Source organism: Rodentibacter haemolyticus, assembly GCF_015356115.1.
GTDB classification, from domain to species: Bacteria; Pseudomonadota; Gammaproteobacteria; order Enterobacterales; family Pasteurellaceae; genus Rodentibacter; species Rodentibacter haemolyticus.
On sequence record NZ_CP063056.1, the window covers coordinates 191,796 to 211,819 of the forward strand.

A 20,024-nucleotide genomic window follows, 5' to 3' on the forward strand; every position below is an offset into this window, starting at 1 on the left:
TTAGAACAGATATTTTCTTGTTAAATCTTAGGGGAGATATTGTTAAAAATAGGTTATATTCTAACTAATGAAATTTAACGAAAAGTGCGGTCAAATTTGACCGCATTTTTTACATTAAAATTATCTCCACGCTTTAAACTGATTAATCAAACCGTTGGTTGAACTATCATGGCTTGAGACTTTTTCATTGTCCGATAATTCCGGCAGAATACGATTAGCCAGTTGTTTACCTAACTCTACGCCCCATTGATCAAAACTAAAGATATTGAAAATAACTCCTTGTACAAAGATTTTGTGTTCGTACATGGCAATCAATGCGCCCAAAGTAAAGGGGGTTATTTTTTGAACCAAAATAGAGTTGGTCGGTTTATTACCGGTAAATACTTTAAAAGGAACAATCTCTTTTACTTCATCTAATGATTTACCTGCCTTCACAAATTCCGCTTCCACTTCATCTTTTGTTTTACCGAAAGCTAAGGCTTCCGTTTGAGCGAAGAAGTTGGAAAGCAATTTGTTATGATGATCCGCTAATGGATTATGCGTTTGTGCCGGTGCAATAAAATCACAAGGAATTAAGGTTGTACCTTGGTGAATTAATTGGTAAAACGCATGCTGACCATTAGTTCCCGGCTCGCCCCAAATGATCGGGCCTGTTTGATACTGATTAATTACATTGCCGTTGCGATCTACGTACTTACCGTTTGATTCCATGTTGCCTTGTTGGAAATAGGCGGCAAAACGGTGCAAGTATTGATCATAAGGTAAAATCGCTTCGGTTTGTGCGCCGAGGAAATTCGTGTTCCATAACCCTACTAATGCCAGTGTTGTAGGGATATTTTGTTCAATCGGTGCGGTTCTAAAATGTTTATCCATTTCGTGTGCACCGCTTAATAATTGCTCAAAATTATCAAATCCGATAGAAAGCGCGATAGATAAGCCGATAGCAGACCATAGTGAATAACGACCGCCTACCCAATCCCAAAATTCAAACATATTATTGGTATCGATGCCAAAATCCGCAACCGCTTTCGCATTCGTGGAAAGTGCAGCAAAGTGTTTTGCCACGGCACTGTCGTCCTTCGCAGAAGCCAATAACCAATCGCGCGCACTTTGTGCATTTGTCATCGTTTCTTGTGTCGTGAAGGTTTTCGATGCCACTAAGAAAAGCGTAGTTTCCGGATTGACCTTTTTTAAGGTTTCCGCAATATGAGTCCCATCGACATTAGAGACAAAGTGCATAGTTAAATGATTTTTATACGGACGTAAGGCTTCTGTTACCATATAAGGTCCAAGATCCGAACCGCCGATTCCGATATTCACGACATCGGTGATCGGCTTTCCGGTATAACCTTTCCATTCACCTGAAATAATATTTCGGCAGAAGTCTTTCATTTTTGCGAGGACAGTATTCACTTCTGGCATAACGTCCTTGCCATCAACCATTACCGGAGTGTTAGAACGGTTACGGAGCGCGGTGTGCAATACAGCGCGATTCTCAGTTCGGTTAATTTTCTCACCGTTAAACATCGCTTCTTTTGCGCTATCCAACGAGCACTCTTGCGCCAGTTGGCGAAGAAGAGAAAGCGTTTCTTTATTAATATTATTTTTAGAAAAATCCACCAAGATTTGATCATTAAAGGTTAAAGAATAATCGTTAAAACGATCTTTTTCCTGTTGGAACAAATCTTGAATGGTTAGGTTTGATAATACCACGTGATGGTTTTTTAACGCTTTCCAAGCATCAGTATTGATTGGATTAATATTTTTCATAGTTTTTCCTTCTATTATTAACTAATTTGAAATTTAATCGACATATTCCGTGATAACCCGAGGTGTTAACTTTGTAATCAATTCATAACTTAAAATACCGGTAAACTTAGCAACGGTTTCAATGGGCAATTCTTTTCCCCACAAAATAACTTCATCACCGACTTGATCTTGGCTGTTTATACCTAAATCGACAGTCAGCATATCCATTGATACACGTCCCACAATCGGCACAATTCGTCCATTTAAATATACCGGCGTATTTTCCGGCACGTCCCGTGGATAGCCATCGCCATAGCCAATCGCCACCACGCCGATTTTGGTATCTCGCGGGCTCTTCCAAACACCGCCATACCCAACCGGTTCGCCTTTTTTATGACTGCGTACGGCAATTAAAGAAGAGGTCAAATTCATCACGGGCGTTAAGCCAAATTCCGCCGCCACGATATCCGTCGGAGAAATGCCGTACATAATAATCCCCGGCCGAATCCAATCTAAATGAGATTCTTGCCAAAATAAGATTCCACCGGATGCCGCAATACTGCGTTCGCCCTGTTTATCCTGAATTGCATTAAGGAAACGGTTAATTTGAAGGGAAGTATAATCGGACTCAAGTTCATCGGCACGGCTGAAATGACTAACAAACCCTAAGTGCGGTTGAATTTGCGGAAGTTTTTTAAGTTCTTGATAAAATTCATCAACTTCATCAAGGGACACCCCTAATCGGTGCATACCGGTATCAATTTTAAGCCATACTTTAATCGGGCTTGGTACAGCTGCTCGTTTTAATGCTTCAAGCTGTTCTCGATTATGCACAACGGTTTCGATATTATTTACCGCCAGAATAGGGAGATCCTTTTCATCAAAAAAACCTTCAAGCAATAAAATCGGTTTAATAATGCCATTTGAACGCAAAGCAAGGGCTTCTTCCAAACGGGCAACGCCAAAACAATCGACATTTTTTTCTAACGTTGATGCCACAAACACAACACCATGTCCGTAGGCGTTGGCTTTTACCACGGCAATAATTTTGCTGTTCGGCGCTTTTTGCTTAATTACATCTAAATTATGTTTTAATGCGTGCGAACTAATTTTTGCAGTCGCCGGCTTTACGTTCATCTTATATCCTTAATAATCATCATGATATTCACGCTGCTCGGCAAGATTATCAAAACGTGAAAATTGTCCGTTAAATTTTAAACGTACCCGACCAATCGGTCCGTTACGCTGTTTACCGATAATGATTTCGGCAACACCTTTATCTTCAGAATTATCGTGATAAACTTCATCACGGTAAATAAACATAATTAAGTCCGCATCTTGCTCAATAGAGCCGGATTCACGTAAATCGGAGTTTACCGGACGTTTATCGGCACGTTGTTCCAAGGTACGATTTAGCTGTGAAAGTGCAATCACCGGTACTTCCAGTTCTTTTGCCAAGGCTTTTAACGAACGGGAAATTTCTGCAATTTCTAAGGTACGGTTATCGGAAAATGCCGGTGCGCGCATAAGCTGCAAGTAATCCACCATAATCAAACTCAGCCCGCCGTTTTCACGATAAACACGGCGTGCACGAGAACGCAATTCCGTTGGGGTTAGACCGGAAGAATCATCAATGTAAAGATTATTTTTCTGTTTAAACATACCGAATACACTGCTGATTTTATTCCATTCAATTTCATCTAAGCCTTGTCCGGTACGAATTTTGGTTTGATCCACCCGTGCCAGTGAAGCAATCATACGCATCATAATTTGCTCTGCCGGCATCTCTAAACTAAATACCAACACGGGTTTATCACTTGCCATTGCCGCATTTTCACAAAGATTCATAGCAAATGTGGTTTTCCCCATAGAAGGACGGGCGGCAACAATAATTAAATCCGAAGGCTGCAGCCCTGCGGTTTTCCGATCAAGATCGGTAAAGCCCGTTGTTACGCCGGTTACCCCGGAATGATTGTCCGATTTACTTAACGTATCAATGCGCTCAATCGTATTTTGTAATACGGTGATGACATTTTGCGGTCCCTCACTTGAAGTGCTGCGTTTTTCTGCAATAGCAAATACTTCACGCTCGGCTTCATCTAAAATAAGTTTTATATCCTGCCCTTTTGGTGAATAACTGTTTTCCGCAATCCGATTCCCGACAGAAATCAGCTCACGTAAAATCGCTTTTTCCCGCACAATATCCGCATAGGCTAAAATATTAATCGCATTCGGTGTATTGTTAGAAAGTTCGGCAAGATAAGCAAAGCCGCCCACTTCTTCATTAATACCTTTCTTTTTTAAGGCTTGATCCAGAGTAATCAAATCAATGGGAGATTGATTAAGCATTAAATCTTCCATAGCTTGAAAAATCGCACGATGGGCAAAAGTATAGAAATCATCGGCAATCACACGTTCGGCGATTCCATCCCAATGTTGATTACTTAGCATAATCCCTCCTAATACGGCTTGTTCCGCTTCAAGAGAATGAGGAGGGATGCTGACTTGTGCAGTTTGTTTGTCGGAGGATTTAATTTTTGGTTGAGATGCCATAGAAACGTTAAGATACAAAAAACTGGTGTTTATAATACCGCAAATGGGGGGGAGATTTAAGAGAAAAGTGCGGTCGATTTTCAGATCATAAATTTAATCCATAAAAAAAGCCCCTGATCGCTCAGGGGAGTAAAAAGGAATTTATGAATAAAATCTCTAAAGTTTAGCTTTATCAAAAGGAACCTTGATAAAACGTTAGCGATTATATTTACATTTCTTTACAAAATCAAGATCAAAACTTACATTTTCTTGAATTTTGTGATTTCTATCATTACTTCAACCGCTTTTTCCATGCCTTCCAGTGAAATTAATTCGTGTTTGCTGTGAAAATTATAGCCTCCGGTAAAAATGTTCGGGCAAGGTAAACCTCTTTCGGATAAAAATGCGCCGTCCGTGCCGCCACGGATAGGTTTATGAATAGCTTTAATACCACAAAAATCCATCGCTTTTTCTGCAATAGTAATGGCTTGCGGCACTTTCTGAACAGCTTCATACATATTTTCGTAACTGTCTTGAATCACACATTCAACCGGTCGTTTCAATCCTTTTTCTTGGTTAAATTTTGCTGTCCAATTTTCCACAAAGCATTTACGTTGCTCAAAAGATTGCAGATCAAAATCACGTATCAAATAGTGGAGTTCCGCTTTTTCAATATCGCCTGAAAAATGATTCAAATGAAAAAATCCCTCTTTCCCACTCGTTTTTTCCGGTACTTCATCTTTTGAAAAACCTTGATGAAAATCACAAGCCAATGCCAACGCGTTGATCATTTTTCCCTTTGCATAACCGGTGTGCATACTTCTTCCGGTAAAATAAATTTTTGCGGTTGCCGCATTAAAATTTTCGTATTCCAGCTCGCCGACTTCTCCGCCATCAATAGTGTATGCCCAATCACAAGAAAAATTTTCTATTGGAAAATATTGCATACCTAAACCGATTTCTTCATCCGGCGTGAAAGCGATTCGTAGATTGCAATGGGGTAAATTTTCTTTTTGAATTATCTCAAGTGCGGTCATAATTTCCGCTATTCCGGCTTTATTATCCGCACCGAGTAATGTATTGCCGTCCGTCACAATTAAGGTTTTGCCAATCAATTGGTGCATAAACGGATAATAAACCGGGCTGATAAATTCTTCGCCGATACCAAGCGCAATGTCTCCGCCCCGATAATTTTCAATCACTTCCGCTTGCACATTTTTGCCGCTACATTCGGGAGAAGTATCTAAATGCGCGATAAAGCCGATAGTATGGGACAATTCGACTCTATTCGAAGGCAAATAAGCCGTTACGATAGCGTGTTTATCTACGTTTACTTCTTGTAAACCCAGTTCGATCAATTCTTTTTGCAGATGTTGCGCCAACTTCATTTGCCCGACAGAACTTGGGGAATGCTTCGCATTAGGCTTTGACTGCGTATCAAAAGAAAGATAATGCAAAAAGCGGTTTAGCAAATTGTTTTTATAATTATTCATTTCCATCACCTTCATATAAGTTGTCCTTTTTACTTTAACTTGAATTTAACAACAGATTTTTGATATACAACAAATATTCACTAATTAGCTGAAAATAAAGAAACCTTCCTAAAGTGCGGTCGGTTTTCTCCTCGTTTTTTTAAGGGGCAATTTTTTTCTTGCAATGAACATTAAATCCTTGGCATTATTGACAATTCGCTATATTATACGCACCTGTTTTATGTCGTCCCTGCATTCTTGCAGGTTTTTGTTTCTACTCAGTACCAAATCATTGGTGAAATTAGGGAGAAAACCAAAGCTAGTGGAAAATTCGGTTCAAAACAAGCCTATTATCGAGCTTCGTTCTATCAAAAAATCCTACGGTTCCAACACCATTATTAACGATTTCAATTTAACCATTAATAACGGTGAATTCGTTACGATTCTTGGCCCTTCCGGCTGTGGTAAAACCACGGTGCTGCGTTTGTTGGCGGGCTTAGAAGAATTAGATTCAGGTCATATTATTTTGGATGGTGAAGACATCACCGATGTACCGGCGGAAAAACGTCATATTAATACGGTCTTCCAAAGTTATGCCCTGTTTCCACATATGACCATTTTTGAAAACGTGGCTTTTGGTTTACGTATGCAGAAAGTGCCGGAGGCGGAAATTAAGCCTCGCGTGTTGGAAGCATTACGTATGGTGCAACTGGAAGAAATGGCGGATCGCAAACCGATTCAATTATCAGGCGGTCAACAACAACGTATTGCTATTGCCCGCGCAGTGGTAAATAAACCTAAAGTTTTGTTGCTTGATGAATCTTTATCCGCATTGGACTATAAATTACGTAAGCAAATGCAATACGAACTTAAAGTTTTGCAACGCCAATTGGGCATTACCTTTATTTTCGTAACACACGATCAAGAAGAAGCGATCACGATGTCCGATCGAATCGTATTATTACGTAAAGGAAAAATTGCACAAGACGGCTCTCCACGTGAGATTTATGAAGAACCCGCAAACCTATTTGTTGCTCGCTTTATCGGTGAAATTAATGTGTTTGAAGCAACTGTAATCGAGCGTAAATCCGAAAATGTGGTTCTTGCCAATGTGGAAGGTCGTATATGTGATATTTACACCGATATGGCAGTGGAAAAAGATCAAAAACTTCAGGTGCTACTTCGTCCTGAAGATATCGTAATCGAAGAATTAGATGAAAACGAGCAGTCCAAAGCAATAATCGGCCACGTTATTGACCGCACTTATAAAGGTATGACATTGGAATCGACGGTAGAATTTGATCACAATGGTATGCGTGTTTTAGTAAGTGAATTCTTTAATGAAGATGATCCGCATATGGATCACAGTGTAGGACAGCGTGTAGGCATTACATGGCACGAAGGTTGGGAGGTTGTACTCAACGATGAAGATAATCAATAATAAATTTCAGAAAATTACTGTTGCGATTATCTTCGGTTGGCTCATCTTCTTTGTGCTGATTCCAAATTTATTGGTTTTAGCCGTAAGTTTTTTAACCCGAGACGGTAGCAACTTTTATTCATTCCCGATTACGATTGAAAACTACACCAACTTGTTTAATCCGCTTTATGCGCAAGTAGTGTGGAATTCTTTGTATATGTCGGGCATTGCCACCATTATTTGCTTGTTGATCGGCTATCCGTTTGCCTTTATGGTAAGCAAAATAAACCCGAAATATCGACCGCTCTTATTGTTCCTTGTGGTTTTGCCTTTCTGGACAAACTCGCTGATTCGTATTTACGGGTTGAAAGTGTTTCTCGGCGTAAAAGGGGTCTTGAACACAATGCTGATGGATATGGGCATTTTGAGCGAACCTATTCGTATTTTAAATACGGAAGTTGCCGTAATTATCGGTTTGGTTTACTTATTGTTACCATTTATGATTCTGCCCCTTTATTCCGCCATTGAAAAATTGGACGGTCGCTTATTGGAAGCGGCAAAAGACTTAGGTGCAAATGCAGTTCAGCGTTTCTTCCGAGTTATTCTGCCGCTCACAATGCCGGGTATTGTTGCAGGCTGTCTATTGGTATTGTTGCCGGCAATGGGAATGTTCTATGTGGCAGACTTACTTGGCGGTGCAAAAGTATTACTTGTGGGTAATGTTATTAAGAGTGAGTTCTTAATTTCCCGTAACTGGCCGTTCGGTTCTGCAATCAGTATCGGCTTAACCATTTTAATGGCGTTGTTGATTTTCGTTTACTATCGTGCCAATAAACTATTGAATAAGAAAGTGGAGTTAGAATAATGAGCCGTTTACTGCGTAATGTATTTATGTTTGTGGTATACGCTTATTTGTATATCCCAATTATTATCTTAGTGACAAATTCCTTTAATGCCGACCGCTACGGATTAAACTGGAAAGGATTTAGTTGGAACTGGTATGAACGTTTATTTAACAATGACACCTTAATTCAAGCGGCAATCCACTCCGTAACTATCGCATTTTTTGCGGCAACATTAGCTACTATCGTGGGCGGATTAACGGCTATTGCGCTTTATCGTTATCGTTTCCGTGGTAAACAAGCCGTAAGCGGAATGCTATTTATCGTGATGATGTCGCCGGATATCGTTATGGCGGTTTCCTTACTTGCATTATTTATGGTGGTAGGAATTTCGCTAGGTTTCTGGTCGCTATTATTGGCACATGTTACTTTCTGTTTGCCTTATGTGACGGTAACCATCTTCTCACGCTTAAACGGTTTTGATGCAAAAATGTTAGAAGCGGCGAAAGATTTAGGTGCAAGCGAATTAACCATTTTGCGTAAAATTATCCTTCCGCTTGCTTTACCGGCAGTCATTTCAGGTTGGTTGCTAAGCTTTACCATTTCATTAGATGATGTTGTGGTTTCCTCTTTTGTAAGCGGTGTGAGTTACGAGATTTTACCATTGCGTATCTTCTCCTTAGTGAAAACCGGTGTAACACCTGAAGTGAATGCCCTTGCAACGATTATGATCATACTTTCGTTAGCATTGGTGATTCTAAGCCAGTTAATCACACGTAAAAATAATCACTAAGAGAGAATAAAAGGTTTCACAAACCTTTGAATATCAAATAAAATACGCCTTGACGCACAATCAAGGCGTTTTTTTATGCCTGCCATTCGGCAGGTGGTTTTTTTACGATACTCTTTACGGAGAACAAACAAAAATGAAAAAATTCGCAGGTTTAATTACTGCCGGTTTAGTAGCTGCAACCTTAACAGCTTGTAACGACAAAGAAAGCAAGTCAGCAACAACCAGTGCACCGGCTACTGCTAATGATACTGTGTATCTCTATACTTGGACAGAATATGTGCCGGACGGTCTTTTAGATGAATTCACAAAAGAAACCGGTATCAAAGTCATCGTTTCAAGCCTTGAATCGAATGAAACTATGTATGCAAAACTCAAAACCCAAGGCGAAGCCGGCGGTTATGATGTGATAGCACCGTCTAACTACTTTGTGTCTAAAATGGCACGTGAAGGTATGTTAAAAGAACTTGATCACAACAAATTACCTGTAATTAAAGAATTAGATCCTGATTGGCTTGATAAACCTTATGATAAAGGTAACAAATATTCATTACCGCAACTATTAGGTGCACCGGGTATTGCATTCAATACCGATACTTATAAAGGTTCGGAATTTACCTCTTGGGGTGATTTATGGAAACCTGAATTTGCGAATAAAGTGCAATTATTAGATGATGCCCGTGAAGTATTCAACATCGCATTATTAAAAATCGGTCAAGATCCAAACACGCAAGATCCTGCGATCATCAAACAAGCCTATGAAGAATTATTGAAATTACGTCCAAACGTACTTTCTTTTAATTCTGACAATCCTGCAAACTCTTTCATTTCAGGTGAAGTTGAATTAGGTCAATTGTGGAACGGTTCCGTGCGTATTGCGAAAAAAGAACAAGCACCGCTGAATATGGTATTCCCGAAAGAAGGTCCTGTGCTTTGGGTTGATACGCTCGCAATTCCTGCGACTTCTAAAAATCCTGATGGTGCGCACAAACTTATCAACTATATGTTAGGTGCAAAAGCAGCTGAGAAATTAACCTTAGCGATTGGCTACCCGACAGCAAACGTTGAAGCCAAAAAAGTATTGCCGAAAGAAATTACCGAAGATCCTTCAATCTACCCGACTGCCGAAGTGTTAAAAAACAGCTACTGGCAAGATGACGTAGGTGATGCGATTCAATACTACGAACAATACTACCAAGAGTTAAAAGCGGCTAAATAATCCTATTAAATACGTAGGGTGGGCAAATTTTTGCCCACCGATTCAAAAAGGAATTTCAATGGTGGGCAACAAGTTGCCCACCCTACTTTTCTAATCATACCCTACAATAGCTAATTTAATATCATAAACAATAAGAGCGGTCAAAATCTCTCAAATTTTTGACCGCTCTTTCTTTATCAATTTATTTCACCATATTGTCGTTATAAGCAAAGGCTTATTGAAAGATTAATTTGTCCCGCCCACCGTAATTTCATCAATTTTCAGTGCGGGTTGTCCCACGCCAACCGGTACGCTTTGTCCGTCTTTACCGCAAACGCCGATGCCTAAATCCAATTCGCTTTTATCCGCAACCATCGAAATCTTCTGCATCACTTCAATTCCACTACCAATCAATGTTGCGCCTTTTACCGGTTTGGTGATTTTCCCTTTTTCAATAAGATAAGCCTCTGAAGTTGAGAACACAAATTTACCGGAAGTAATATCCACTTGTCCGCCACCGAAGTGCGGGGCATAAATACCACGATCCACCGAGGCAATCAAATCATCAAAGCGGCTCTGCCCTGCCAGCATATATGTATTTGTCATACGTGGCATTGGTAAATGGGCATAAGATTCACGTCTGCCGTTACCTGTCGGTTTCACTCCCATAAGGCGGGCGTTCATCTTATCTTGCATATACCCCTGCAAAATACCCTCCTTAATTAATACATTGTATTGGCTGGGCACGCCCTCATCATCAATGGTGAGAGAACCTCGGCGATGAGCAATAGTGCCGTCATCAACAATAGTACAAAGTGGTGAAGTAACCAATTCCCCGATTTTACCGGTAAAAAGCGAACTCTCTTTACGATTAAAATCCCCTTCTAGCCCGTGTCCAACGGCCTCATGCAATAATACTCCCGGCCAACCGGCCCCCAGTACAACGGGCATTAATCCCGCCGGTGCGGCAACGGCATTTAAATTAACTAATGCTTGTCGAACAGCTTCTTTGGCGAAATTCACCGCTCGAATATCACCGTCAATAACCTCAAAAAACCAATCCAAACCAAAACGACCGCCGGAACCACAACTACCACGCTCACGCTTGCCGTCTTCTTCCACCAATACTGAAATGGATAAACGCACAAGCGGACGAATATCCGCGGCTAAAGTTCCGTCCGTAGCCATAACCAGCACTTCTTCGTAAACCGAACTTAACCCCGCAGAAACCCGTGTAACCCGTTTATCCTCTGCACGAGCAGTGCGATCAACCAGATGCAACAATTCTATTTTTTTCTCTTTAGAGAGGCTTTCCAAAGGGTTAATTGCCGCATAGCGGCGAATCGGATTTATCTTATTCAATGCTTTCGGCACAATGATATTGCCTTGTTGAGGCTGAGCAATTCCCTTTGCCGCATTGGCACATTGTTGCAGCGAAATAAGATTAATTTGATCCGAATAGGCAAAACCGGTTTTCTCACCGGACACCGCACGTACGCCTACCCCACGATCAATATGAAATCCTCCCTCTTTAATAATGCCGTCTTCCAATACCCAATTTTCGTCCTGGCTAAGTTGAAAATATAAATCCGCATAATCAATATTGCGGTGCGACATTAAATCAAAAATATTGAGTAATTCTTTAGTAGATAAATTACTTGGGGTAAGTAAAGTATTTGAAACTTGATTTAACATTTGTTCTCCGAAATGTATAAAATTCTATGTATGTCGTTCTCCAACCCTTTCCGCTTATAGATTAATCATAAAAACGGAGGAAAAGAGCGGTCAAATTTTTCGATATTTTATCGCAAGTGTATAAAACTTAAATAATCCTGCTTTCATGCGAGCCGAACAAAATAAAAGATATTATTTAAAATTATCCAATCCGAACTGATATAACGCATTTTTTTTATAGCCGTACAATTCCGCAACAATTGCCGCCGCTTTTTTGAGCGGTAATTCTTGGGCAATTAAACTGAGCGCTTTAACGGCCTGCGGTGAAAATGCCTCCTCTTGATGAGATTTTGTTTTTCCTTCCACAACCAACACCATTTCACCTTTCGTGCGATTTGGATCTTCAACGAGCCATTTTCGTAAATTTTTAATCGTGTCGCCGCTTATCGTTTCCCAGGTTTTCGTGATTTCACGTGCCAACACCACGTATCGATCTTCACCCAGCACTTCTTGCATATCCGTAAGGGTCTCCAAAATGCGATGGGTTGATTCATAAAAAATCAAAGTGCGGTCTTCTTCCGCTACGTTTTCCAATTTATCTTTACGCGCCTTTGTTTTCGCCGGTAGAAATCCTTCAAAACAAAAGCGATCCGAAGCGATTCCCGAAGCGCAAAGTGCGGTAATAGCAGCACAAGCGCCCGGTAAAGGCACGACACGAACACCTGCCTCACGACATTGACGAACCAAATGAAAACCGGGATCACTGATTAAAGGGGTACCCGCATCAGAAATCAAGGCGATGTTTGTACCCTGTTTAAGTTTTTCTACCAAAATATGGGCTTTTTCTTGTTCATTATGGTCATGTAAAGCAAAAAACGGCTTTTTGATCCCATAGTGACTTAGCAACAAGCCACTGTGCCGCGTGTCTTCCGCAGCGATTAAATCCACTTGCGAAAAGGTATCCAAAGCCCGTTGGGTAATATCTTGCAAATTGCCGATGGGGGTCGCTACGATGTATAAAATTCCGATTAGATCATTCATTTTTGTTTGCTTTTAAGATTCGAGATAAGTAAGATCGCCCTCATTATTGACTCATTCATAACGGAGCAAAAGCGAATATGTCTATTCTATTACAAGGCAGTCGTTTTAAAAAACGTTTAATGCCGATTTTATTATCTGTGGCGTTAGCCGGTTGTTCAAATTTATTCGGTAGCAGTTTCACGGAAACCCTACAACGTGATGCCAATGCCAGTTCTGAATTTTATATGAACAAATTAGAACAAACCCAAAATACAGAAGATAGAGAAACCTATAAATTACTCGCCGCACGGGCATTCATCGCAGAAAATAAAATGGCACAATCCGAAGCGATTTTATCGGAGCTCGGGGAATTAAACGATGCACAAAAACTTGACCGCTCTTTAATTGAAGCCCGACTGTCTGCCGCCAAAGGGGCAAATGAAATTGCCGAAAGTCAATTACGCTTAATTGATTTAAATAAGCTCAGCCCATCACAAAAAGCACGCTATTACGAAACGCAAGCAACCGTAGCTGAAAATCGCAAAGATGTGATTGAAGCGGTAAAAGCCCGTATCAAAATGGATAAAAACCTTACCGATGTGCAACGTCGTCAAGAAAACGTAGATAAAAGTTGGGCATTATTACGTTCGGCAAATACAGGTGTCATCAATAATACTTCGGATGAAGGTGATGCGGCATTAGGCGGTTGGCTCACGTTAATCAAAGCATATAATGATAATATTCGCCAGCCTGTACAACTAAGCCAAGCATTACAAAATTGGAAAGCCGCCTATCCGAATCACGCAGCGGCAACACTTTTTCCAAAAGAATTGCAAAGTTTATTAAATTTCCAACAAACCAATTTAGCTCAAATCGGTTTGGTATTACCGGTTAGCGGTGACGGTCAAATTTTAGGTAGTACGATTCTCTCCGGTTTTAATGATGCCAAAGGCAACTCCGCGATTCCGGTGCAGATTTTTGACTCTTCCACGCATTCTATTGATGAGATTATTACACAAGCGAAACAATCGGGGATCAAAGCCCTAGTGGGGCCGCTACTTAAGCAAAATGTGGATGCGATCATCGCCAATCCTGCTTCCGTACAAGGCATTGATGTATTAGCGCTAAATGCTACGCCAAATGCACGCGCAATTAGTCAAATGTGTTACTACGGCTTATCACCGGAAGATGAAGCGGAATCCGCAGCAAACAAAATGTGGGATGACGGCATACGTAATCCTGTCGTGGCAATGCCGCAAAGCGAATTAGGTCAGCGAGTCGGTAATGCGTTTAATGTTCGTTGGCAGCAATTAGCTTCAAGAGACGCGAACATCCGTTATTATAATTTGCCGGCGGATGTGCCTTACTTCTTCCAAGAAAACGGGGCAAATTCAACCGCACTTTATGTGGTCGCCAATCCTGATGAGTTAGCCGAAATAAAAGGTTATCTTGCTAACAGTACGCTAAATGTGAAAATCTATGCCAGCTCACGTTCTAATGCGGCGAGCAATTCAGCCGAATATATCGCACAGATGAACGGCGTACAATTTAGTGATATTCCCTTCTTTAAAGAATCCACCTCCGAACAATATCAAAAAGTAGCGGGGTCAACCGGTGGTGAATATCAATTAATGCGTTTATATGCAATGGGGGCGGATGCGTGGTTATTAATCAATCACTTTAATGAATTACGCCAAGTTCCGGGCTATCAATTAAGCGGTTTAACCGGCGTGTTAAGCGCAGGGCCGAACTGTAATGTGGAACGCGATATGACCTGGTTCCAATATCAAGACGGCAACATCGTCCCTATCAGCAATTAATATGTTTTCTTTAAAACGTCAACAAGGTGCGGGCTTTGAGCAGCAAGCCCGCCTTTTTTTGGAATCAAAAGGCTTGCGTTTTATTGCGGCAAATCAAAATTTCAAATGCGGTGAACTTGATCTTATTATGCAAGACAAGCAGACCATTGTATTTGTGGAAGTTCGCCAACGTTCTCATTCAAGTTTCGGCTCTGCGGTGGATAGCGTAGATTGGCGAAAGCAGCAAAAATGGCTTGATGCCGCCAATCTTTGGCTTGCCGAGCGTGATCTGAGTTTAGAAGATGCCGATTGTCGTTTTGATCTCATAGCTTTCGGCAAAAATGCACAAGATATTCAATGGATTCCTAATTTTCTTGATTAATTTTACTTTCAACTATGTTACAAAACGTTAAAGATATTTACAGCGAAAGCATTCAAATTCAAATTTCCGCATCCAGTTTACTCACAGAAAATATCGCCAATGCCAGCCAAAAAGTCATTCAATGCTTACTCGGCGGCAATAAAGTGATTGCTTGCGGCATTAAACGTTCTTATGCAAACGCACAATTCTTAGTATCCAATTTACTTAATCGCTATGATATTGAACGCCCGAGTTTCCCTTCCGTGCTATTAAGTCTCGAAAGTGCGGTCGGTTCTTCATTAGTTTTTGATCATTTAGCGGAAAATCTCTATCTGCATCAATTTAATGCCATTGCAAAACCGGGCGATTTACTCCTTGCCTTTGCACCGCTCGGCTCAGAAAAAGCCGTACTAAACACGATTGCCAATGCGGTAAGTAAAGAAATCGGCGTTATTGTCTTAACCGGCTCAAATAATGATGCGATTCAGGGATTATTGGCTGAAAATGATCTCGAAATTTCCATTCCAACCAATAAAGAAAGTCGTATTTTAGAAAATCATTTGTTTGTCATTAATGCGATTTGCGAACTCATTGATCAGGCTTTATTTCCAAGGGCTTGACAGAATGCCTATTCATCGCCAAACTATTTTGCAAATTCTTTGACTAAGTGACTAATTCGTTGACATAAAGGAGATGACTATGCAATTAACCTCATTCAAAAAACTGGCATTTATATTAGGCACCACGGTTATGTTACAAGGCTGTGTTGCCGCAGTACTTGGCGGAGCGGCGGCAGGCACTAAAGTGGCAACGGACCCTCGCACAATGGGTACTCAACTGGACGATGAAACCCTTGAGATAAAAGTAGAAAATGCGGTTGATAAAGATGAACAAATTGATTCTGAAGGGCGAGTAAATGCCGTTTCTTACAGCGGACGCGTATTATTAATCGGTCAAGTACCAAATGAAAGCGCAAAACAAACCGCAACCGAGTTGGCAAAAGGTGTGGAAGGCGTTACTGATGTTTACAATGAATTACGCACAGGCGCCAAAATCACCATCGGTCAAATCACTAAAGACAGTTGGATCACTACACAAGTGAAATCAAAAATGCTTATTGATGATCGTGTAAAAACCACCGATGTGAAAGTTATCACTGAAAACGGCGAAGTATTTCTGTTAGGCAACGTGACCCAATCACAAGCTGATGCGGCGGCAGATATCGCGAGCAGAATTAGCGGCGTACAAAAAGTGGTAAAAGTATTCAAATATTTGAATTAATTTTTCTAAAACTAACGATTTTACCTATCAAGGTGCGGTTGAAAATCTCCTGTATTTTCGACCGCACTTTTTGTATTTTTTCAAGCAAAAATTCATAAATTTACAATTTTCTAAAAAGTATTTGTTTTTAAATAACTTACCTTTTGTCAATAATTCAAGGAAAAAATTTATCACTTGATTCGACTAATAAAACACATTATCTTGTGTGCCATTCTTTTCCAAACACAATATCTTGTGTTTAAACTTTATCCTAACAACAAGGCTACGGACTATGAATAAAAGCTTAATGGTAACCAAGCGTGACGGCACGCAAGAACAAATCAACCTCGATAAAATTCATCGCGTAATTACTTGGGCGGCAGAAGGATTGGATAACGTTTCCGTTTCACAGGTAGAATTACGTTCTCACATTCAATTTTATGAAGGTATTCGAACTTCCGATATTCACGAAACGATCATTAAAGCCGCCGCGGATTTGATCAGTAAAGATTCACCGGATTATCAGTATCTTGCCGCTCGTTTGGCGATTTTCCATTTACGTAAAAAAGCCTATGGTCATTTTGATCCGCCTCGTTTATATGATCACGTGAAAAAGCTCGTGCGTATGGGGAAATACGATCACGCACTTTTAGACGATTACACTCGGGAGGAATGGGATGAAATGGACGGTTTCATCGATCACTGGCGTGATATGACGTTCTCTTACGCCGCCGTGAAACAACTCGAAGGGAAATACCTCGTCCAAAACCGTGTAACAGGCGAAATCTATGAATCGGCACAATTTCTCTATTTATTAGTCGCGGCAAGCTTATTCTCAAAATATCCGACAGAAACTCGTTTAGATTACGTAAAACGTTTTTATGACGCCACTTCCACTTTTAAAATTTCGCTTCCGACACCAATCATGGCGGGCGTTCGTACGCCTACCCGTCAATTCAGCTCTTGCGTATTAATCGAATGTGGCGATAGCTTAGATTCTATTAACGCAACCGCTTCTGCGATTGTGAAATACGTTTCACAGCGGGCGGGAATCGGTATCAATGCCGGTGCAATCCGTGCCTTAGGCAGTGAAATCCGTGGCGGTGAAGCTTTCCATACCGGCTGTATTCCGTTCTATAAATACTTCCAAACGGCAGTAAAATCTTGTTCGCAAGGCGGTGTACGCGGTGGTGCTGCAACGGTTTATTATCCGTTATGGCATTTAGAATCCGAAAGCCTACTCGTATTGAAAAATAATCGTGGTGTGGAAGACAACCGTGTTCGCCATATGGATTACGGTGTGCAATTAAATAAATTGATGTATCAACGCTTAATTAAAGGCGGTGATATTACCCTATTTAGTCCATCAGACGTACCGGGGCTTTATGAAGCATTCTTTGCGGATCAAAATAAATTTGAAGAACTTTACGTTAAATACGAACAAGATCCGAATATTCGTAAACGCAGCGTAAAAGCGGTAGAACTTTTCTCATTGTTAATGCAAGAACGTGCTTCAACAGGTCGTATTTACATTCAGAACGTGGATCACTGTAATACCCACTCTCCGTTCGATCCGGCGGTCTCACCGATTCGTCAATCTAACTTATGTTTAGAAATCGCCTTGCCGACCAAACCATTAACCCATATTCACGATGAAAATGGTGAAATCGCTCTTTGCACGCTTTCAGCATTTAACTTAGGCAAAATTGAAGACCTTGATGAGCTAGAAGAATTAGCAGATCTTGCCGTACGTTCATTAGATGCGCTTTTAGACTATCAAGACTACCCTATTCTTGCGGCCAAACGCAGCTCACTCGCCCGCCGTTCGTTAGGTATCGGCGTGATTAACTATGCCTACTATTTAGCCAAAAATGGCGTACGTTATTCAGATGGTAGCGCAAACGATTTAACCCACCGCACTTTTGAAGCCATTCAGTATTACCTATTGAAAGCGTCAATGAACTTGGCGAAGGAACAAGGTGCGTGCGAATATTTCAATCAAACCACTTATGCACAAGGTATCTTGCCGATTGATACCTATAAAAAAGATATTGATGGCCTCACCCAAGAACCTTTGCATTATGATTGGGAAACCTTACGCAAAGAGATTCAAGAATTCGGTTTACGTAACTCAACCCTTACCGCATTAATGCCGTCAGAAACCTCATCACAGATTTCTAACGCCACAAACGGCATCGAACCACCACGCGGTCATGTGAGTGTGAAAGCCTCTAAAGACGGTATTCTAAAACAGGTTGTACCGGATTATGAAAGCCTGAGTGATAGCTACGAATTACTTTGGGATATTCCAAACAACGATGGCTACTTACATTTAGTGGGCATTATGCAGAAATTCGTAGATCAAGCCATTTCCGCCAACACCAACTATGATCCGAAGCGTTTTGAAGACGGCAAAGTACCGATGAAAGTGTTGCTGAAAGATTTATTAACCGCTTACAAATACGGCTTAAAAACCCTTTACTACCAAAACACCCGAGACGGCGCCGAAGATGCTCAAGAAGATCTTGATGACGGCTGCGCCGGTGGGGCTTGTAAGATTTAAGAATTTACTTTCAATCTTTAACATTGTAAGGGCGTATTACATACCCCCTTAAAATATCAATACAAGTAATCAGCGTATAATAGGATACGCCACTACATTTAAGGAGAAGAGATATGGCATACACCACTTTCTCACAAACCAAAAACGACCAATTAAAAGAACCGATGTTCTTTGGTCAAAACGTTAATGTTGCGCGTTACGATCAACAAAAATATGAGACCTTTGAAAAACTCATTGAAAAACAACTTTCCTTCTTCTGGCGTCCGGAAGAAGTGGATGTGTCGCAAGATCGTATCGACTACGCCGCATTGCCAGAACACGAAAAACATATTTTCATCAGCAACTTAAAATATCAAACCTTGTTAGATTCCATTCAAGGAAGAAGCCCGAACGTGGCGTTGTTGCCGCTGGTTTCCATTCCTGAATTGGAAACTTGGATCGAAACTTGGACGTTCTCTGAAACCATTCACAGCCGTTCTTACACACACATTATCCGTAATATCGTGAATGATCCTTCTATCGTATTTGACGACATCGTTACAAACGAAGAAATTATTAAACGCGCAAAAGATATTTCTTCCTACTACGATGACTTAATCCGTGATAGCCAACTTTACGGCTTATACGGCGAAGGCACTTACACCGTAGATGGCAAAGAATGTGTCGTTACCTTACGTAATTTGAAAAAACAACTTTACCTTTGCTTAATGAGCGTAAACGCTTTAGAAGCCATTCGTTTCTATGTATCTTTTGCTTGCTCTTTCGCTTTTGCGGAACGTCAATTAATGGAAGGTAATGCGAAAATTATCAAATTTATCGCACGTGATGAAGCCCTACATTTAACCGGTACTCAACACATTTTAAATATTATGGCAGCCGGTCAAGACGATCCTGAAATGGCGGAAATTGCCGAAGAATGCAAACAAGAAGCCTATGATTTATTCGTTGCTGCGGCAGAACAGGAAAAAGAATGGGCGGATTATCTTTTTAAAGACGGCTCAATGATCGGACTAAATAAAGATATTTTGGTGCAATACGTAGAATATATCACCAATATTCGTATGCAGGCGGTCGGTTTACCACTGCCGTTCCAAGCACGTTCAAACCCGATTCCTTGGATCAATGCCTGGCTTGTTTCCGATAATGTACAGGTTGCTCCGCAAGAAGTGGAAGTCAGTTCTTACCTTGTCGGTCAAATTGATTCCAAAGTCGATACCAATGATTTTGGCGACTTTGATCTTTAAGAAATCGCCGCTTTATTCCTGCGAATGAAGATAAAAAGTGCGGTCGTTTTTTCGATATTATGTATCAGTTGCACAATCACTGTAGGGTGCGGTTAGGCAA

The 20,024-nt window shown here is 40.8% G+C and carries 16 protein-coding genes; 10 read left to right on the forward strand and 6 right to left on the reverse strand.

Annotation, left to right across the window (positions count from 1 at the left end; all coding sequences use genetic code 11):
* Positions 1–120: 120 nt before the first annotated feature.
* The 4 genes from pgi to pepT form a co-directional block, all read right to left on the reverse strand.
* Positions 121–1,770, reverse strand: coding sequence for a glucose-6-phosphate isomerase (gene pgi / locus IHV77_RS00960; RefSeq protein WP_194812308.1), 1,650 nt, complete (start codon positions 1,768–1,770; stop codon positions 121–123).
* Positions 1,771–1,803: 33 nt separating this feature from the next.
* Positions 1,804–2,886 carry an alanine racemase gene (gene alr, locus IHV77_RS00965; protein ID WP_194812309.1) on the reverse strand — a complete coding sequence of 361 codons (1,083 nt, stop codon included), beginning with the start codon at positions 2,884–2,886 and terminating at the stop codon, positions 1,804–1,806.
* A gap of 9 nt (positions 2,887–2,895) precedes the next feature.
* Entirely contained in the window at positions 2,896–4,302 is a 1,407-nt protein-coding gene (locus IHV77_RS00970; protein WP_194812310.1) for a replicative DNA helicase, read from the reverse strand.
* A 239-nt stretch (positions 4,303–4,541) separates the two neighbouring features.
* Positions 4,542–5,780 carry a peptidase T gene (pepT, locus tag IHV77_RS00975; protein ID WP_194813183.1) on the reverse strand — a complete coding sequence of 413 codons (1,239 nt, stop codon included), beginning with the start codon at positions 5,778–5,780 and terminating at the stop codon, positions 4,542–4,544.
* A gap of 295 nt (positions 5,781–6,075) precedes the next feature.
* Here pepT and potA point away from each other — a divergent pair, with 295 nt between their 5' ends.
* From potA to IHV77_RS00995, 4 genes are all read left to right on the forward strand, one after another.
* Positions 6,076–7,194, forward strand: coding sequence for a spermidine/putrescine ABC transporter ATP-binding protein PotA (gene potA / locus IHV77_RS00980; RefSeq protein WP_194812311.1), 1,119 nt, complete (start codon positions 6,076–6,078; stop codon positions 7,192–7,194).
* Positions 7,178–8,038 carry a spermidine/putrescine ABC transporter permease PotB gene (potB, locus tag IHV77_RS00985; protein ID WP_194812312.1) on the forward strand — a complete coding sequence of 287 codons (861 nt, stop codon included), beginning with the start codon at positions 7,178–7,180 and terminating at the stop codon, positions 8,036–8,038. The genes potA and potB overlap by 17 nt, the downstream gene beginning before the upstream one ends.
* Positions 8,038–8,808 carry a spermidine/putrescine ABC transporter permease PotC gene (gene potC, locus IHV77_RS00990; protein WP_194812313.1) on the forward strand — a complete coding sequence of 257 codons (771 nt, stop codon included), beginning with the start codon at positions 8,038–8,040 and terminating at the stop codon, positions 8,806–8,808. Before potB ends, potC begins: the two co-directional genes overlap by 1 nt.
* Positions 8,809–8,941: 133 nt before the next feature.
* Positions 8,942–10,024: an extracellular solute-binding protein gene (locus tag IHV77_RS00995; RefSeq protein ID WP_194812314.1), complete on the forward strand. Its 1,083-nt coding sequence runs from the start codon at positions 8,942–8,944 to the stop codon at positions 10,022–10,024.
* A gap of 225 nt (positions 10,025–10,249) precedes the next feature.
* Here IHV77_RS00995 and tldD read toward each other — a convergent pair whose 3' ends face one another.
* Complete coding sequence (gene tldD / locus IHV77_RS01000; protein ID WP_194812315.1) at positions 10,250–11,698, reverse strand: metalloprotease TldD; 1,449 nt, start codon at positions 11,696–11,698, stop codon at positions 10,250–10,252.
* Positions 11,699–11,869: 171 nt separating this feature from the next.
* On the reverse strand, positions 11,870–12,718 hold the full coding sequence (rsmI, locus tag IHV77_RS01005; protein WP_194812316.1) for a 16S rRNA (cytidine(1402)-2'-O)-methyltransferase: 849 nt from the start codon (positions 12,716–12,718) through the stop codon (positions 11,870–11,872).
* Between the two features lie 77 nt (positions 12,719–12,795).
* Here rsmI and IHV77_RS01010 point away from each other — a divergent pair, with 77 nt between their 5' ends.
* The 6 genes from IHV77_RS01010 to nrdB all read left to right on the forward strand — a co-directional run bounded on the left by IHV77_RS01010 (position 12,796) and on the right by nrdB (position 19,924).
* A complete protein-coding gene (locus IHV77_RS01010; RefSeq protein WP_194812317.1) occupies positions 12,796–14,517 on the forward strand; it encodes a penicillin-binding protein activator in 1,722 nt (573 codons plus the stop codon).
* A 1-nt stretch (position 14,518) separates the two neighbouring features.
* On the forward strand, positions 14,519–14,878 hold the full coding sequence (locus tag IHV77_RS01015; protein WP_194812318.1) for a YraN family protein: 360 nt from the start codon (positions 14,519–14,521) through the stop codon (positions 14,876–14,878).
* 14 nt (positions 14,879–14,892) lie between these two features.
* Entirely contained in the window at positions 14,893–15,477 is a 585-nt protein-coding gene (locus tag IHV77_RS01020) for a D-sedoheptulose-7-phosphate isomerase (protein WP_194812319.1), read from the forward strand.
* 79 nt (positions 15,478–15,556) lie between these two features.
* Positions 15,557–16,138, forward strand: a complete 582-nt coding sequence (gene dolP, locus IHV77_RS01025) for a division/outer membrane stress-associated lipid-binding lipoprotein (RefSeq protein ID WP_194812320.1) — start codon at positions 15,557–15,559, stop codon at positions 16,136–16,138.
* A 271-nt stretch (positions 16,139–16,409) separates the two neighbouring features.
* Entirely contained in the window at positions 16,410–18,680 is a 2,271-nt protein-coding gene (gene nrdA, locus IHV77_RS01030; protein ID WP_194812321.1) for a class 1a ribonucleoside-diphosphate reductase subunit alpha, read from the forward strand.
* 113 nt (positions 18,681–18,793) lie between these two features.
* Positions 18,794–19,924 (forward strand): class Ia ribonucleoside-diphosphate reductase subunit beta, encoded by a 1,131-nt coding sequence (gene nrdB, locus IHV77_RS01035; RefSeq protein ID WP_194812322.1) that lies wholly within the window; start codon positions 18,794–18,796, stop codon positions 19,922–19,924.
* The last annotated feature ends 100 nt before the right edge of the window (positions 19,925–20,024 follow it).

Coding starts and splice junctions, on each gene's coding strand:
- pgi (WP_194812308.1), bottom strand. CDS start 1,770: ATGAAAAATATTAATCCAATCAATACTGATGCTTGGAAAGCGTTAAAA.
- alr (WP_194812309.1), bottom strand. CDS start 2,886: ATGAACGTAAAGCCGGCGACTGCAAAAATTAGTTCGCACGCATTAAAA.
- IHV77_RS00970 (WP_194812310.1), bottom strand. CDS start 4,302: ATGGCATCTCAACCAAAAATTAAATCCTCCGACAAACAAACTGCACAA.
- pepT (WP_194813183.1), bottom strand. CDS start 5,780: ATGGAAATGAATAATTATAAAAACAATTTGCTAAACCGCTTTTTGCAT.
- potB (WP_194812312.1), top strand. CDS start 7,178: ATGAAGATAATCAATAATAAATTTCAGAAAATTACTGTTGCGATTATC.
- potC (WP_194812313.1), top strand. CDS start 8,038: ATGAGCCGTTTACTGCGTAATGTATTTATGTTTGTGGTATACGCTTAT.
- IHV77_RS00995 (WP_194812314.1), top strand. CDS start 8,942: ATGAAAAAATTCGCAGGTTTAATTACTGCCGGTTTAGTAGCTGCAACC.
- tldD (WP_194812315.1), bottom strand. CDS start 11,698: ATGTTAAATCAAGTTTCAAATACTTTACTTACCCCAAGTAATTTATCT.
- rsmI (WP_194812316.1), bottom strand. CDS start 12,718: ATGAATGATCTAATCGGAATTTTATACATCGTAGCGACCCCCATCGGC.
- IHV77_RS01010 (WP_194812317.1), top strand. CDS start 12,796: ATGTCTATTCTATTACAAGGCAGTCGTTTTAAAAAACGTTTAATGCCG.
- IHV77_RS01015 (WP_194812318.1), top strand. CDS start 14,519: ATGTTTTCTTTAAAACGTCAACAAGGTGCGGGCTTTGAGCAGCAAGCC.
- IHV77_RS01020 (WP_194812319.1), top strand. CDS start 14,893: ATGTTACAAAACGTTAAAGATATTTACAGCGAAAGCATTCAAATTCAA.
- dolP (WP_194812320.1), top strand. CDS start 15,557: ATGCAATTAACCTCATTCAAAAAACTGGCATTTATATTAGGCACCACG.
- nrdA (WP_194812321.1), top strand. CDS start 16,410: ATGAATAAAAGCTTAATGGTAACCAAGCGTGACGGCACGCAAGAACAA.
- nrdB (WP_194812322.1), top strand. CDS start 18,794: ATGGCATACACCACTTTCTCACAAACCAAAAACGACCAATTAAAAGAA.